The organism is Natrinema ejinorense, assembly GCF_002494345.1.
In the GTDB taxonomy this organism is placed as follows: Archaea; Halobacteriota; Halobacteria; order Halobacteriales; family Natrialbaceae; genus Natrinema; species Natrinema longum.
In genome coordinates this window covers 2,892,385-2,906,148 of sequence record NZ_NXNI01000001.1, presented here as the reverse complement: position 1 = coordinate 2,906,148, position 13,764 = coordinate 2,892,385, and the positions used below count along the sequence as shown (strand labels likewise).

Below are 13,764 nucleotides of genomic sequence, written 5' to 3'. Positions count from 1 at the left end.
GACGAACCGGCTCGCGTTCGCCGCTACTCCTCGTCGGGCAACGCCAGGACGTTCTCCCGCCCGATCCGGAACACTTCGATCTCGTCGTTTTCACGCAGTTCACCGACGACCTGACTGGTCTTGGCCTCGGTCCACTCGAGTTCCGAGACGACTGCCTGTTGTTTGATCCGGCCGCCGTGTTCCTCGAGCAGCCGCAGCACCCGCTCCTCGTTGCTTAGTAGTTCCGGGGGCGGACCGCCGGACGAATCCGACCGGGAGGCAGTTGCGCCGTCGGTCCATTGTGGGGGTCCGGAGCCGTCGTCGCTTACGGTGTCTGTACGATTGCGGCCGACCAGCCAGCCGACCGTGCCGACGGTCGCGAGCAGCGCAAGCGCCAGCACGACGATCGTCCACGGCATCGCCGGACCCCGGTCGGTCGGCTCCGACTCCGAAGTCGTGTTTCCGCTCTCGACTAAGGTGATCCGTGGCTGGTTCTCGGTAAACGACGTCGACTCGCCCCGCCAGATGGCCGAGCCGTCGAGTGGCTCGCTCGGCGGTGGGTCGATCTGCCGCTCGCCCCCGTTCTGATAGACGGTATACCCCTCCGGCCAGTGGAACTGCAACTCCGTCCCGTCGTCGAGCGTCAGTCCGGCGAGCGCGGCTCCCGCCTCTATCTGTTTCCACACGACGAGCGCGAAGTTAGACCACTGGAACGTGACGACTGCGTGGCCGACCTCCCGTGGCGCGGAATTCGTTTCCGTGGTGATCGAGACGTTCGAGAGATTCATCTCCCGATCCGTCCGGTTTTCGCCCTCGGCGAGGGTTTCGTTCCACTTCGCCCGCTCGGCAGCGGTGTACGTCTCCGGATTCGATTCGATGTCCTCCCGGAGCCGCTCCCACTCCGCCGGGGAACTGTTTCCGTCGTCGAGATGGAACTGATAATCGACGGCTACGTTCGCAGTGCCGTTCTCGGCGATGAAGACGTCGATGTGAATTCGATCGGCGTCCTCGAGTTCCAGCGATTGGTCCGCATCTTCCTGGAAGGCTGCCGACTGGGTACCGGCGTCCGCCCCGGCCACGCCGGGTGCCGTGACGAACGCGACCGAACAGCCCACCACTACGAGCACGCAAACCAGTGCTCGCAGCCCCCATACGTCCATTACTATGACATGCCGGGGCCGTCTAAATAGGTCTTTCCGACGACGAGACGGTGTGTTTTTCACACAGTCACGCTCCCGTGAACGTCTGATCGATACGCGCGCCACACTCGGGGTCGAAACGCTGCTGGAGATCGTCCTCGGAGTGGTCGCCGTGCTGATCGTCCTCTGGTTTCTCGATCGCCTCGAATCCGGCCATCGAACGATCGTCGTCCGTCCGGGACCACCAGACTGATACCCACACCGACGCTATATCGGCGGAAGTGTACAGCGTCAACGTTCCGGTCCCCGGTCGCGTTCGCCAGCTCGCGAACCGGCTCCACCCCGACCTGATCGGGTTCGAGACCGTCCGCGAGGACCACTCGTGTCTGCTCAAGCGACTCGGGGACGTCGACCACGTCTCACAACTGCAACACCGCACCCACCGCGCGCTCGAGGGCGTTTCCGCCGTCGACGCCGAAATCACGGGCATCGACTACTTCGACGACCCCCCGCTTGGCTCCACGCCGGTCGTCTATCTCGCCGTCGAGAGTCCCGGACTCGAGGCGATCCACGCCGACCTCACCGAGACCTTCGAGACCGTCGCGGGACTCGAGGGCGACGATTACGTCCCCCACGTCACGCTGGCCCGAGGCGGCGACCTCGAGACCGCAACACGGCTGGCCGACCGCGAGATCGAACCGATCCAGTGGACGGTGAGCGAACTCGAGTTCTGGGATGGCACGGACAAGCTACCGGTGAGTCGGGTCTCGCTGTCGGCCTGACGAGCCATCGTCTCGAACCCGATCGGGACGCGCGCCCACCGTCACCGCGAGTACGTCTCTAGGCGACGCAGTCGTCCGTCGCCGATGTCGAAGAAATCGGCGAATTCGAACAGCACCGTTTCATCCTCGATCACTCGGCCGCGAACCGCGGCGCGACCGTCTCCGGCGATTACCGACTCGAGTTCGTGGCTCGTCGCCGGGTTCGGCCGCTCGTCGCGCATGAACGCGACGAACGCCTCGCGGTCCGCAAAGGTCCGATCGGGGCGATGCTGGACGAACTCGGGCTCGAGGATCTCCTCGAGTGCGTCGTAGTCGTGCTCGTCGAGCGCGTCGTAGTATCGCCGGACGAGGGCGACGGCGTCCATACTCGACGTTTCGTCCCGACCCTCAAAAGGATGCGACTCTCCTGACTGGGCTGGTGTCGCGGATACGGCCCCGCGTTACCGTTCCGGCACGTCCCGGCCGTCGGTCGCGGAGAGGTCGTCCGGAGCGGGCAGGTCCTCGCCGTCGGTGGCTCTTGCGTGGGCGCGATCGGCGTCCGCGTGGTGCTCCTCGCCCGCGGTCTCGTCGCCCCGCGCGTAGTGGTCGGCCGCCGTCGCGTACCACTTCGCCGCGTTCCGTCGGTCCGTCGCGCGCTCGTTCGCGCGTTCCGCCGCCCGGGCCACCGCGTCGTCGTCGGCGTACCGTCTGGCCGCGTCGAAGGCCTCGAGGGCAGCGGTAAGCGGCTCGACCGCGGCGTCGAACGCGGCGGCGGCGGTCACCCAGTCCTCGCCGGCCAACGCGTCCCGCCCCCGTTCGTACTCCTCGCGACCCTCGCGGTAGTGGGTGGTAGCGACTCGGTAGCGCTCGACGGCTGCATCGTCGTCCGAGACCTCCTCGATCGCCGCGCGGATCGCCTCGAGGTCCGGCTGCTGTAACGGATCCTCGTTCGACCAGACGTAGTGGACCGTCCGTTGCTCGTCGAGAACGAACACCGTTCGCCTGGCGAGCTGTCGATGCCCGCCGAACAGCTCGTCCTCGAGGACGCCGTAAGACGCCGCGATCGAGCCGTCGCCGTCCGAAACGAGCGGAAAGCCGAGGTCGTGTCGATCCGCGAACTCCCGGTGAGTGAACGCGGTGTCCGTCGAGATGCCGACGATGGAGACGTCGTTTTGCAACCCGACCAGATCGAAGTCGCGAAGCGAACAGAGTTCCTCGGTACAACTCGGGCTGAAGTCGGCCGGGTAAAAGAGGAGCAAGGTGACACCGTTGCCCCCGATCAGTTCCTCGAACGTGACGTGACGAACCTCGTCGTCGATCGCCGCGGGCCCGTCGAACGTCGGTGCAGTCTCTCCCGTCTCGAGCATACTAGCGGCTCCCACGCGATACCCGTATGCATGTCGATCCATTGGTATGCATATCCGTCCGCGCTCCCAGGAGGGGGGCTCGTTGGAGCCGCCGTCTCGAACTGGCTCTCGCGACGGGCGTGGAATCGCGTTCCACGTTCCTTTTCTTCCGCCTCCGCGTACCGATACGCCGTGGAGTGTCACGTCTACTACGAGGGCGACGACGACCCCGAGAAGTGTACCGCGCGTCGCCTCGAGAAGTTCGACAAGGCCATCCTCCATCGGTCGATGGGACAGGTGCCCTACGGGGTCGTGTTGAACCCCCACGCCGAGCAGGCGCTCTCGCCGGCCGATCTCGAGGCGGGACTGGGGACGCTGGTCGCCCTCGACTGCTCGTGGGAGTCCGCCGAAGCGGCGTCGTTCGAGATGCGTGGCGTCCATCGGGCACTTCCCTTCCTCGTCGCCGCCAACCCGATCAATTACGGCCGTCCGTTCCGGCTGACCACCGTCGAAGCGCTCGCCGCCGCGGCCTGTCTCTTCGACGAGTGGGCACTGGCGGCGGACCTACTCGAGCCGTTCCGCTGGGGCGAGACGTTCCTGACGCTCAACGAGGAGCCCCTGACCCGATACAGCGAGTGTGCTGACTCGAGCGAGGTCGTCGCGGTGCAAGACGACTACTTGGCCGACGAGGAGTGATCGATTCGGCCGCCTGCCGTGGTGGTCGGCGGAATCACAGCGACTAAATGCCCCACGAGCAAAGGGCGGGTATGGCCAGTTTCGACGCCGCTGAGAAACGGATGCTCGAGAAGATGATCTGCATGCGCTGTAACGCTCGCAACTCCAAGCGAGCGAACCGCTGTCGCAAGTGCGGGTACACGAAGCTCCGTCCCAAAGCCAAAGAGCCCCGAGCCGCATAATCGACGCCGCGGATCGATCAGTTTTCTTTCGTTCGTCGCCTCGTAGTGACGAGGTCGGACTCGTCGTTTGGATCCGGACCGCAGGAGCCGTCCGTGAGTCGAACGCGAGCGATCGCTGTGCCGATCGACGGCGAAACTCCGGGGCGGCGACGGGAGCCTTTCGAAAGGGCTTTAATGTTCACCGGGGTATGAAGAGATGAGTCCTGATAGGGTAGTGGACTATCCTCTTGGCTTGCGGAGCCAGGGACCGGAGTTCAAATCTCCGTCAGGACGCTCACTCCTTGCGAGTGCTTCACGATGTTCAGCACTCGCTGCGTCGTTCGGTCCTGACGTGCCCAACGCTCGCTAGCGCTCGCGTTGGACTCCGTCAGGGCGCGTTTCTTCGATACTAGGCCGAACTGGCCCAGTCAGAACGTCACGTTCGTGTCGTCTTCGGACCAGCCATCGTCGTAACTCGAGAGGGTCGAAATACGATCGTCCGGGATCGGGGAGGGATGCCGATACGATTACTGACCCGCTCGGTAGCCAGGAGCGTCGACGGCGTCGCCACTCGAGGATTCAAAATCGGGTGAGAGGAGTAAGCCCCCTTCTGTTCGGCCCGGCATTCGGCTTAGCGTCCGTGCCGTCCGTGGCGGAGCCACGGGGTGTTCGGGCTACCACGGCACGGACTTGCACCGGTGAGGGTTCGCCGTTCCATCGATCCTCGGCCGTCCGTGTGCGGTCGATCACGACGAACGTGACCCGTGGATTCGAACCACGGTTTGACGACTGCACGCGGCTCGCGGCGTGTGCCGCTCGCCAGTTCGGCGGCTCGCGCCGCCTCACGTTTCGCGGTCCGTAGGACCGCGCATCCCTCTGCGGGTCAACTCCCCTTCCTCTCGGTCGGGTTCGCGCGCATCATCGGTCGGGCCGAGACGTGTCGTTTCTGTTCCAGAGCCAGCGGTCTCCCGCTCCGGACTTGCGTCCGGTCACCTGCCCAAACAGGTGGGGGGACTTTCCTCGCGAGCATGACACATCCCGAAGGGATGGGTCACGTTGTACGGTCGCGCCGTCGCCGACGCCACCGCCGCGGCGGCCAGGCTCTCTCTCCCACTCGGGATAGGCTCGTGGGGCGAATAAGTCCCCCGGTCGGGGACTCGAAACCGCCCTGTGACGAATGGAAGCGTTTTAGGACGACTATCCCCTTGTCCACCTGTATGTCCCAGCGACAGGGCGTCGACCTCTCCTACGAAGACGGTGCTCGCGCGGTCGAACTCGCGCGCGAGTCCGTCGAAGCGTACGTACAACACGGGCAACGAGAACAACCGGGCAGCATGCGCGAAGCCTTCTACGAGCGAACCGGCGCGTTCGTCCGCCTCGAGTCGACCCGCGGCCGGGGGAGCCTGCGGGGCTGTGCGGGGGGCTATCGCTCGGGCGACCAGCTCGGCCACGTCATCGTGGACGCGGCGATCGAGGCCGCAAGCGAGGATTCCTGTGGCTCCGAGGTCAGCCCCTCGGAGCTGCCGAACCTGACGGTCTCGGTCTGTACCGTCAAGAACGTCCTGCTGACCGACGATCCGCTCGCCGACCTCGAACTCGGTACCCACGGCGTCGCCATCGACGGCGGCGAGGGCGGTTGGCTCTACCCGACGGTGCCGGTCGAGAACGACTGGAGCGCCCGCGAGTACCTCGATCGGACGTGCCGAAAAGCGAAACTCGCACCGGGAGCCTGGCAGAACGACGACGTCGTCGTCACCCTGTTCGAAGGGCAGGTTTTCCGCGAGCGGGAGGCCGACGGAAGCATCGAAGAACTGTAACCACGCACACTGTTCTGGCGACCTCGGTAGCCGTTTGCCGCATCTGGTGCCGCGTCCGATCCGCGGGCTCGTCTCCGTCACTCGTCCGTTCCCAGGGGCCGGTCGCTCGCCTCGAGTTTGACCTCGAGCAGGTCGTTCAGTGCCGCGAACACGTAGTGAACCCCAAACCAGAGCGCAATCAGGTTGACGGTCAGTACCAGCGCCACCGAAAGCACTGACGGCCACGGTAACAGTATCCACGTACAGAACCCTGCGACCGCGACGATGACGACGAGACGACCGGCCAATCGGGTGGCGATGTCGGAGTGAGTCTCGGTTCTCTCCGGAGCCATCGATCGGTGAATCGGACGCTCGGTAGAAAAGTCAAGCTATTTGATTGACACGGTAGGTGACACGAGTCCCGACAGTCCCGAATTCGACTGTCCCGGAGCGGAATCACAGCTGGCCGAATATCCGTAGGGGGCGGGCCAGGTCGAAGGGCTTTCGACCCGTCACGACGAACCTCGGCCAATGAGCGACCCAGCAGACGGGAGCGCGGGCCTGCCCCAGCTTCGGACCATCGCGGACTACCAGTTCGGCGCGGGTGCGGGCGTGGCGCTGTTCCCGCCCGACGAACCGCTGACGGTCAAACGAACCACCTCGGGACGACCACAACAGGTCCACGCGGATGCGGGCCGGATCGTCTCCTTTGGCACCGACGGCCGGTTCACGCTCGGACTCGAGGGCGGCCGCCGGCTCGCGGTCGCGCTCTCTCACCCTGCCTATCGCGTCGTCGTCGACGACGAGAGCGAACCGTTCGTCCGCGAGGAAAAGAACGTCTTCGCGAAGTTCGTCCTCGAAGTCGGCGACGAGATTCGACCGGGCGACGAGGTACTGGTCGTCCACGAGCGCGGCGAGTTGCTCGCGGTCGGGACGGCCCAACTCGACGCCGGCGCGATTCGAGACTTCGAGACGGGGATGGCAGTGAACGTCCGCGAGGGCGCGCCCGCGGGGACGTAGAAGCCCCGTCGAGCCGTTCCCCTATAGTGCTCTGTCACCCGTCGCTCGCGAGCGGAACCGGACAACCGATCGATTGGTTTTACTCGCGAGATCAGGCTTGACGAACCACTATAGTAGCAACTGAAAGTCATTGCACACCTGATCGCACGACAGCGTTGCGATCAGTGTGTAAATCGTTTCAGTTGCTACTATAGAGCTGACACGCCCGCCCGATCTCCCGTTCGTATCGGGCTTTGATCTCCTCGAACAGTGACTCGCCGACCGCAGTCCGGATCCGCGGTCCGGCCGTGGCGAAGAACTCGTCGAGGTTCTCGTACTCGGAGAACACGTCGTTTCGTTCGGTTTCGTCGTAGCGATCCTCGCGTTCGTATGCGAGTGCCTGCAGGCAGTTGTCGATCAGATCCATGTCCTTGACGAACCGCGCGGTCGGCGTCTCGCGCGCCTCGTACTCCTCCCAGAGCGACAGGAAGTCGCCGTCGGGATCGTCGAACGGCTCGAGCAGATCGGTGATCGCGTCCCGCTCGCGGGCCGTCTTTTCCTCGCCGGACACCCGCTGCGTGCCGTCTTCGGCCCGCGTCGCGACGTCTCCCGTCCGCGCTTCCCCGAGATCGTGGACGAGCGCCATCGAGATCGCCCGTTCGCGGTCGACGTCGTCGCCCGCTCGGTCGGCGTACAGCAGGCACAGCGTCGCCATCCCCCAGGTATGGGCCGCGACCGATTCCGGTGACTCGATCCCGCGGAGCACCCATCCCGTTCGCCGCTCGTCTTTCAGTTCGACCGCCTCGAGCAACGCGTCGAATTCCTCGGCCATTGTACCGCGTCACGTGTCGGTGCAAATTGAAAACGTCGATCGACGGTTCGGGAGTTTGAATTGTCTTTTTGGGTGGCGGGAACGTCTCCCAAACACGAATGCTACAGAAACCGGATTTGAGCGGCCAGACCGCGTTCATCACAGGGACGACGCGCGGAATCGGGAAGCAACTCGCGCTCGCACTCGCCGAACAGGGCTGTAACATCGTCTCGACGGGCAAAACCGTCGACGACTCGGACTCGGACCTCGAGGGAACGATTCACAAGACGGCCGAGGAGTGTGCGGCGAAAGGCGTCGAGACGCACGCGCTCCAGTTGAACGTTCGCAACGAGGACGACGTCGACGCGGCCATCGAGGAAGCGATCGACGAGATGGGCGAGATCAACATCGTCATCAACAACGCCTCTGCCATCCAGATGGGCGACGTCGAGGACATTCCGGCCAACCGGTACGACCTGTTAAACGAGGTCAACGTGCGCGGAACCTATCTGATCTCGCGGGGTTTCATCGACCACCTGAAGGACGTCGAGGAAGACGCCTGGATCCTGACGAACGCGCCGCCGGTCGAGATCGACCGCGCGCCGGGGAAGGCGGCCTATTCGTGGTCGAAGATGGGGATGTCGTTTATCACGCTGTCGCTGGCCCAGGAACTGGCGAGCGACGACATCGGCTGTAACTCCTTCTGGCCGGTGACTGCCATCGATACGCGTGCGACTCGTTACTTCGAGATGGGGACCGAGGACGACTGGCGCACGCCGGAGATCGTCTCGGATACCGTCCTCGAAATACTGACACGCGACCCGGCCGAGTTCACCGGCAACCACATCTACGACGAGGAGTTCCTCCGCGAGGCCGGCGTCGAGGACTTTTCGGGGTACAACCTCACCGAGGGAGATCCGGCACCGATGTCCGCACAGATCTTCGATCCGGAGTACTCGCAGTGACGAGTCGCGTCCGAGCCCGGTGAGGTCGTCGCTCCTCGAGGAACGACAAAGTAAAAGGTCGCCCGTGGCGACGTGTCGAGTATGTTTGGAGGAGGCGGCGGCGGACTCAACCCGCGCAAGATGGAACAGATGATGGAGCAGATGGGTATCGACGTCGAGGACATCGACGCCGAGGAGGTCATCATCCGTACCGACGAGTACGACCTCGTCTTCGACGACGCCGAGGTCACCAAGATGGACGCCCGCGGTCAGGAGACCTACCAGGTCATCGGCTCGCCCGAGGAGGTCGAAGCCGGCTCGGCCGGTGGCAGTGCCGGTGGCGAATCCGATTCCGATGCCGGGTCGTCGATCCCCGACGAGGACGTCGAACTCGTCGCCACGCGCGCCGGCGTGGGTGAGGACGAGGCCCGCGAGGCCCTCGAAGCGAACGACGGCGATCTCGCCGCGGCAGTCGGCTCCCTCGAGTGACTCGCGTGAGCGAGGACGAGCGTGCGGCCGACAGTACCGACCGTGTCCCGGTGCTGCTCGTCCGCGGCGATCGCGAGTACCTCGTCGAACCCGGCGGCGAACAGGGGACCGACCTCGGCGTTCTCGAGGTCCCCGAGGACGTTCAGTCGGGCGACACCATCGAGACGCATCTGGGCGACGAGTTCCAGGTCCGTCGGCTGCGCGGCCCCGATCTTTTCCATCACTTCGAGCGGACGGGCGCACCGATGGTGCCCCGCGACATCGGGCTCGTCATCGGCGAGACCGGTATCGCCGGCGGCGACCGGGTCCTCGACGCCGGCACCGGAACCGGCGTCCTCGCGGCCATGATGGCCCGGGCCGGGGCCGAGGTCGTGACTTACGAACAAGACGCCGAGTTCGCCGACGTGGCCCGCGAGAACATGGCGCTGGGTGGCGTCGAGGACGCCGTCGACGTTCGAACCGGTGACGTTCTCGAGGACGTCGACGCTCTCGAGCCGTCGTCGTTCGACGTCCTGACCCTCGATACGGCCGACGCACCCGCGATGGTCGAGCACGCGCCCGACCTGCTCGTCGACGGCGGGTTCGTCGCGGTCTACAGCCCCTTTATCGAGTCGACTCGCGAGGTCTCGAAGACGGCCCGCGAGGTCGGCCTCTCGGACGTGACGACTCGAGAGACGATTCAACGCGAGATGCAGTTCGACGAACGGGGCTCGCGACCCTCGACCGCGCCCGTCGGTCACACCGGCTATCTGACGATCGCCCGCAACGAATAGGGCGGTTCTCCCTCCCCTCGAGTTCCGCCGGCGGTATAGAGATAACTCGAGAGCCATGGCCGGGAGCGGACTCCGAGCATCGCGAGGAGTCCGCGACTCGGGGGAGGGCAGGCGGTTCCACGATCACGGTCGCGAGCGAACGAGTGCGCGGCGCTTCGCGCCGCGGGAAGGCGAACGGCGCAGCCGTGAGCCGGTGAGCGAGCGGGCTGACGACTGACCCAGAAGCCGCGCCCCGCGCGACTGGCGGGGAAGGAGGTGTGTTCTCGTGAACGAAGTGAACGAGAGCTCGGAAGACGCGGAGCGTCTTCCGGTGCTTTTAATCGAAACTGAGCGGGATCGAAGATCCCGCGATGTCCAAAAGAGCGCTTCGCGCTCTTTTGAAGATTTTGCCGAGTGACATCGCGAGCGACGCTCAAAGCGTCGCTCGCGATAGACCGCAGCGCAAAATTTCGTTAGTTGTCGTCCTCGCGCCACTTGTGCTCGCACTCAGTGCAGATGAAAAAGCGCGTTTCGGACTCGTCGGCCGACCGGATCTGTTGCATGTACCAGTGGGCGCGGCCGTTGCCACACTCGGGACAGATCGCGTCGGTTTCGGGCAGCGAGGTCTCGCCGGAGGACTCGATGATCTCGCTGGCCTCCTGATCGTCGGTGACGATATACTGGTCCGCGTCGCCTTTCGGTTTCGTAAACCCGCAGCTACCGCACTCCCAGAGGCCGTCCTCGGCTTTCATCATCGAACCGCATTCGTCGCAAAATTCCATCGTTGTCCGGGCTACGGGGGTCGAGTGACTTAAGAGACCTGTTTAGGCTCGCCGACCGGCCGCGGGGTCGCCCCCGCGAGCTAGCCCTCTCCCTCCGACTGGTAGGGCTCGCCGACGGCCTCTCGGGGGAGGACGTTGTGGAGTTCCGCCCGGAGGTCGTCCATCGATTCGAAGCGGTCGCGCTCGCTTTTTTCGACGAGCGTCCCCAGATTTCGCTCGCCGTCGGCGAGCAAGAGCGTGACGTCCTCGAGTTCGGTGACGGCGTGGTCCTGCGTGATCGGGTACTCGAGGTCCGCGAAGACGGCGTCGATTCGGCTGAGTTTGACGTCGGACATGGGTTGGTTGACGCGCCGGAGTGGCTTGTAGTGTCGCCCTGCTGGAACGGAGCATCCACGCACGTGACATTTCGATTCGAAACTATAATCGGGCGAGATAACACAGGTATTGTCCATGCGGAGACTCGTGGAGCGGCTCGTCGCGCCGTTTGCCGTGGATCGACGGGTGCTCGCGCTGGCGGGTGCCCGGATGGCTGACGGGATCGGGAACTCGTTTCTGATCATCGTCATTCCGCTGTACGTGACCAGCGGCGTCGTCGGCGGGACGGCGTTCGGTCTCGGCGAGTCGATGATCATCGGGCTGGTTCTCTCGCTGTTTGGCTTCCTCAACAGCAGTTTTCAGCCCGTTACCGGCCGGCTGTCGGACCGCATCGGACGGCGAAAGCCGTTCATTCTGGTCGGCCTCGCCGGGCTCGCGATGACGAACGTGGCCTACGTTTTCGCGGAGACGTACGTCTCGCTGCTGGTCATCCGCGGGTTACAGGGCGTCAGCGTCGCCTTCATCATCCCGTCGTCGGTGGCCCTGGTCAACGAACTCGCGACGACGGGCGATCGCGGCGGGAACATGGGGGTCTACAACACCTTTCGGCTGGTCGGTTTCGGTGCCGGCCCGGCGGTCGCCGGTGCGGTCGTCAGTCGCGGGCCGTACGCGCTTCCCGGCGGGGCGGTGATCGACGGCTTCGACGCAGCCTTTTACATCGCGACGATCACGGCCACGATCAGCTACGTCATGGTGACGGTCCTCGTCTCCGACCCCGAATCGACGGCCGCCAACGCCGGCGCGGACCTCTCGATCCCGATCCTCGATCGGTCGGGCACGAACCTGCTCGATCCCGTCTTCACCCTCGGCGTCGCGTCGCTGTTCATGGCGACCGCGATCGCGCTGTTCGCGACGATCCAGCCCCAGGTCAACGCTCGCCTCGAGCAGGGATCGACCTGGTTCGGGCTGCAGTTCGCGGCGTTCATCATCGCGCAGGTCGCCCTCCAGACGCCGATCGGGCGGGCCTGTGATCGGTACGGCCGGCGGCCGTTCATCGTCGTCGGAATGCTGTTGCTGGTGCCGACGACGCTCGTACAGGGGTTTCTCTTCTCGTCCGTTCTGATGTTCCTCGCCCGGCTGTCCCAGGGCATCGCCGCCGCGATGGTCTTTGCCCCGTCGCTGGCGTTGGTGGGCGATCTCGCCGGCCCGGGCGAGTCCGGGTCGAAGCTGTCGGTGCTGACGATGGCGTTTGGCTACGGGATCGCCCTCGGGCCGCTTTCCTCTGGCGCGCTGGTCGGGTACGGCTTCGAAGTTCCCTTCGTCTTCGGGACGACACTCGCAGTGCTCGGGCTGGCTCTCGTGTATACGCAGGTCGAAGAGACGCTCGAGACGTCGGCCTCCGTTCCGGTCGTCGGAAGCGATTGAGGGGGCACGTCGCCATACTACTTTGAGGACGGCCCGAGTTGGGGAGCGTATGTGGGCACTCACCACTGTCGCACGGACCGATACGCTCGGACTCGAGGGGTCGCCATGACGACAGCCCCCGACGACGACTCGGTTCGACCGTTCGAGGTGTCGGTCGATCGAGACGAGATCGACGACCTCCGGCGGCGACTGGAACGGACGCGCTGGCCCGACCAACTCCCCGACTCGGGGTGGGAATACGGGACCGAACGCGAGTCTCTTCGGGAGCTCTGCGAGTACTGGCGCGAGGAGTTCGACTGGACGGCGTTCGAGGATCGGTGCAACGAGTTCGATCAGTACGAGACGACGATCGACGGCCAGCGACTCCACTTCTATCACGTTCGCTCGCCCGAGCCGGACGCGACGCCGCTCGTCCTGAGCCACGGCTGGCCGGGCTCGGTCGCGGAGTTCCTCGACGTGCTCGGCCCGCTCGCGGATCCGGCGGCCCACGGCGGCAACCGGGCGGACGCGTTCCACGTCGTCGCGCCGTCGCTCCCGGGATTTGGCTTTTCGGGCCCCACCAGCGAGCAGGGGTACGACGTCCCGCGGGTAGCGGACACCGTCGCCGAACTGATGGATCGGCTCGGCTACGACAGATACGTCGCACAGGGTGGCGACTGGGGTGGGCTGGTCACCGCCTTGCTGGGTGCGAACTATCCCGACCGCGTCGAGGCGATTCACACGAACATGCTCTTCCTGAATCCGTCGTCGCTCGAGGCCGAGGACCCGACGGAACTCCTCGATGAGCAAGGGTGGGCCGACTACGAGGCGACCGCGGAGTTCCGCGATGGAGAGACCGCGTACCACGAGATTCAGGCGACCAAACCACAGAGTCTGGCGTACGGGCTCACCGACTCGCCGGCCGGGCTCGCGGGCTGGATCGTCGAGAAGTTCCGGACCTGGAGCGACTGCGACGGCGATCTCGACGCTCACTTCGATCGCGACCGACTGCTCGACAACCTCAGCGTCTACTGGCTCACCGAAACGATCAATTCCTCGATGCGGATCTACTACGAAACCGACGTGGGAGCGGCGACGCCGGAGTCCGTCGACGTGCCAACTGGCCACGCCCGCTATCCGGCAGAAGTGTACAAAACGCCCCGCGCCTGGGCGGAGGCGGTCTACGACATCCGCCACTGGAGCGAGATGCCCGAGGGCGGCCACTTCGCGGCGATGGAAGTTCCCGATCTGTTCGTCGACGACCTGCGATCGTTCCTCGGCGAGTTCGACTGAGCGGCGAGCGCCCCCGAGCCCATGCCGGGACGCAACGCAAAAGTAGCGGATCCGCATA

General features: G+C 65.1%; 18 protein-coding genes, 1 tRNA gene and 1 other RNA gene. 11 read left to right on the top strand and 9 right to left on the bottom strand.

All coding sequences use genetic code 11. The features are described from left to right. Positions 1 to 23: 23 nt before the first annotated feature. Together CP557_RS14460 and CP557_RS23310 are read right to left on the bottom strand one after the other, a co-directional pair. The gene (locus CP557_RS14460; protein WP_097380555.1) at positions 24 to 1,139 is read right to left on the bottom strand and encodes a helix-turn-helix transcriptional regulator; all 1,116 of its coding nucleotides are present in this window, start codon (positions 1,137 to 1,139) and stop codon (positions 24 to 26) included. 67 nt (positions 1,140 to 1,206) lie between these two features. Then, positions 1,207 to 1,335 (bottom strand): hypothetical protein, encoded by a 129-nt coding sequence (locus CP557_RS23310; RefSeq protein ID WP_281255564.1) that lies wholly within the window; start codon positions 1,333 to 1,335, stop codon positions 1,207 to 1,209. A gap of 64 nt (positions 1,336 to 1,399) precedes the next feature. Here CP557_RS23310 and CP557_RS14455 point away from each other — a divergent pair, with 64 nt between their 5' ends. Then, positions 1,400 to 1,900, top strand: a complete 501-nt coding sequence (locus CP557_RS14455; protein WP_097380554.1) for a 2'-5' RNA ligase family protein — start codon at positions 1,400 to 1,402, stop codon at positions 1,898 to 1,900. Positions 1,901 to 1,941: 41 nt separating this feature from the next. Here CP557_RS14455 and CP557_RS14450 read toward each other — a convergent pair whose 3' ends face one another. Then, a complete protein-coding gene (locus tag CP557_RS14450) occupies positions 1,942 to 2,265 on the bottom strand; it encodes a nuclear transport factor 2 family protein (protein WP_097380553.1) in 324 nt (107 codons plus the stop codon). A 75-nt stretch (positions 2,266 to 2,340) separates the two neighbouring features. Further along, positions 2,341 to 3,246, bottom strand: a complete 906-nt coding sequence (locus CP557_RS14445) for a redoxin domain-containing protein (protein WP_097380552.1) — start codon at positions 3,244 to 3,246, stop codon at positions 2,341 to 2,343. Between the two features lie 171 nt (positions 3,247 to 3,417). Between CP557_RS14445 and CP557_RS14440 the strand changes: the two genes are divergently transcribed. The 3 genes from CP557_RS14440 to CP557_RS14430 all read left to right on the top strand — a co-directional run bounded on the left by CP557_RS14440 (position 3,418) and on the right by CP557_RS14430 (position 4,415). After that, positions 3,418 to 3,921, top strand: a complete 504-nt coding sequence (locus tag CP557_RS14440; protein ID WP_097380551.1) for a DUF367 family protein — start codon at positions 3,418 to 3,420, stop codon at positions 3,919 to 3,921. A gap of 71 nt (positions 3,922 to 3,992) precedes the next feature. Continuing rightward, positions 3,993 to 4,142 carry a 50S ribosomal protein L40e gene (locus CP557_RS14435; protein ID WP_097381657.1) on the top strand — a complete coding sequence of 50 codons (150 nt, stop codon included), beginning with the start codon at positions 3,993 to 3,995 and terminating at the stop codon, positions 4,140 to 4,142. 200 nt (positions 4,143 to 4,342) lie between these two features. Continuing rightward, positions 4,343 to 4,415 (top strand) — tRNA-Arg (locus CP557_RS14430). 293 nt (positions 4,416 to 4,708) lie between these two features. Here CP557_RS14430 and rnpB read toward each other — a convergent pair. Continuing rightward, positions 4,709 to 5,233, bottom strand: an RNA gene (rnpB, locus tag CP557_RS14425) — RNase P RNA component. Between the two features lie 105 nt (positions 5,234 to 5,338). Here rnpB and CP557_RS14420 point away from each other — a divergent pair. After that, positions 5,339 to 5,938, top strand: a complete 600-nt coding sequence (locus tag CP557_RS14420; protein WP_097380550.1) for a TIGR00296 family protein — start codon at positions 5,339 to 5,341, stop codon at positions 5,936 to 5,938. A 77-nt stretch (positions 5,939 to 6,015) separates the two neighbouring features. On the opposite strand, the gene CP557_RS14415 is transcribed toward CP557_RS14420, so the two are convergent. Then, entirely contained in the window at positions 6,016 to 6,270 is a 255-nt protein-coding gene (locus CP557_RS14415; protein WP_097380549.1) for a hypothetical protein, read from the bottom strand. A 178-nt stretch (positions 6,271 to 6,448) separates the two neighbouring features. Between CP557_RS14415 and CP557_RS14410 the strand changes: the two genes are divergently transcribed. Continuing rightward, complete coding sequence (locus CP557_RS14410; RefSeq protein WP_097380548.1) at positions 6,449 to 6,937, top strand: PUA domain-containing protein; 489 nt, start codon at positions 6,449 to 6,451, stop codon at positions 6,935 to 6,937. 178 nt (positions 6,938 to 7,115) lie between these two features. Here CP557_RS14410 and CP557_RS14405 read toward each other — a convergent pair whose 3' ends face one another. Then, a complete protein-coding gene (locus tag CP557_RS14405) occupies positions 7,116 to 7,748 on the bottom strand; it encodes an HD domain-containing protein (protein WP_097380547.1) in 633 nt (210 codons plus the stop codon). A gap of 98 nt (positions 7,749 to 7,846) precedes the next feature. Between CP557_RS14405 and CP557_RS14400 the strand changes: the two genes are divergently transcribed. The 3 genes from CP557_RS14400 to CP557_RS14390 all read left to right on the top strand — a co-directional run bounded on the left by CP557_RS14400 (position 7,847) and on the right by CP557_RS14390 (position 9,933). Then, a complete protein-coding gene (locus CP557_RS14400) occupies positions 7,847 to 8,692 on the top strand; it encodes an SDR family oxidoreductase (protein WP_097380546.1) in 846 nt (281 codons plus the stop codon). An 81-nt stretch (positions 8,693 to 8,773) separates the two neighbouring features. Then, a complete protein-coding gene (locus CP557_RS14395; RefSeq protein ID WP_097380545.1) occupies positions 8,774 to 9,160 on the top strand; it encodes a nascent polypeptide-associated complex protein in 387 nt (128 codons plus the stop codon). Then, entirely contained in the window at positions 9,157 to 9,933 is a 777-nt protein-coding gene (locus CP557_RS14390; RefSeq protein ID WP_394340601.1) for a methyltransferase domain-containing protein, read from the top strand. The genes CP557_RS14395 and CP557_RS14390 overlap by 4 nt, the downstream gene beginning before the upstream one ends. A gap of 452 nt (positions 9,934 to 10,385) precedes the next feature. Here the strand turns inward: CP557_RS14390 and CP557_RS14385 are convergent, their stop codons facing one another. Both CP557_RS14385 and CP557_RS14380 read right to left on the bottom strand, forming a co-directional pair. Continuing rightward, positions 10,386 to 10,694, bottom strand: a complete 309-nt coding sequence (locus CP557_RS14385) for a transcription factor S (protein WP_097380544.1) — start codon at positions 10,692 to 10,694, stop codon at positions 10,386 to 10,388. A gap of 80 nt (positions 10,695 to 10,774) precedes the next feature. Beyond that, positions 10,775 to 11,029 (bottom strand): DUF5789 family protein, encoded by a 255-nt coding sequence (locus CP557_RS14380; RefSeq protein ID WP_097380543.1) that lies wholly within the window; start codon positions 11,027 to 11,029, stop codon positions 10,775 to 10,777. A 115-nt stretch (positions 11,030 to 11,144) separates the two neighbouring features. Here CP557_RS14380 and CP557_RS14375 point away from each other — a divergent pair, with 115 nt between their 5' ends. Both CP557_RS14375 and CP557_RS14370 read left to right on the top strand, forming a co-directional pair. Then, positions 11,145 to 12,434, top strand: coding sequence for an MFS transporter (locus CP557_RS14375; protein ID WP_097380542.1), 1,290 nt, complete (start codon positions 11,145 to 11,147; stop codon positions 12,432 to 12,434). A 105-nt stretch (positions 12,435 to 12,539) separates the two neighbouring features. Then, positions 12,540 to 13,706, top strand: a complete 1,167-nt coding sequence (locus tag CP557_RS14370) for an epoxide hydrolase family protein (RefSeq protein ID WP_097380541.1) — start codon at positions 12,540 to 12,542, stop codon at positions 13,704 to 13,706. Positions 13,707 to 13,764: the final 58 nt, after the last annotated feature.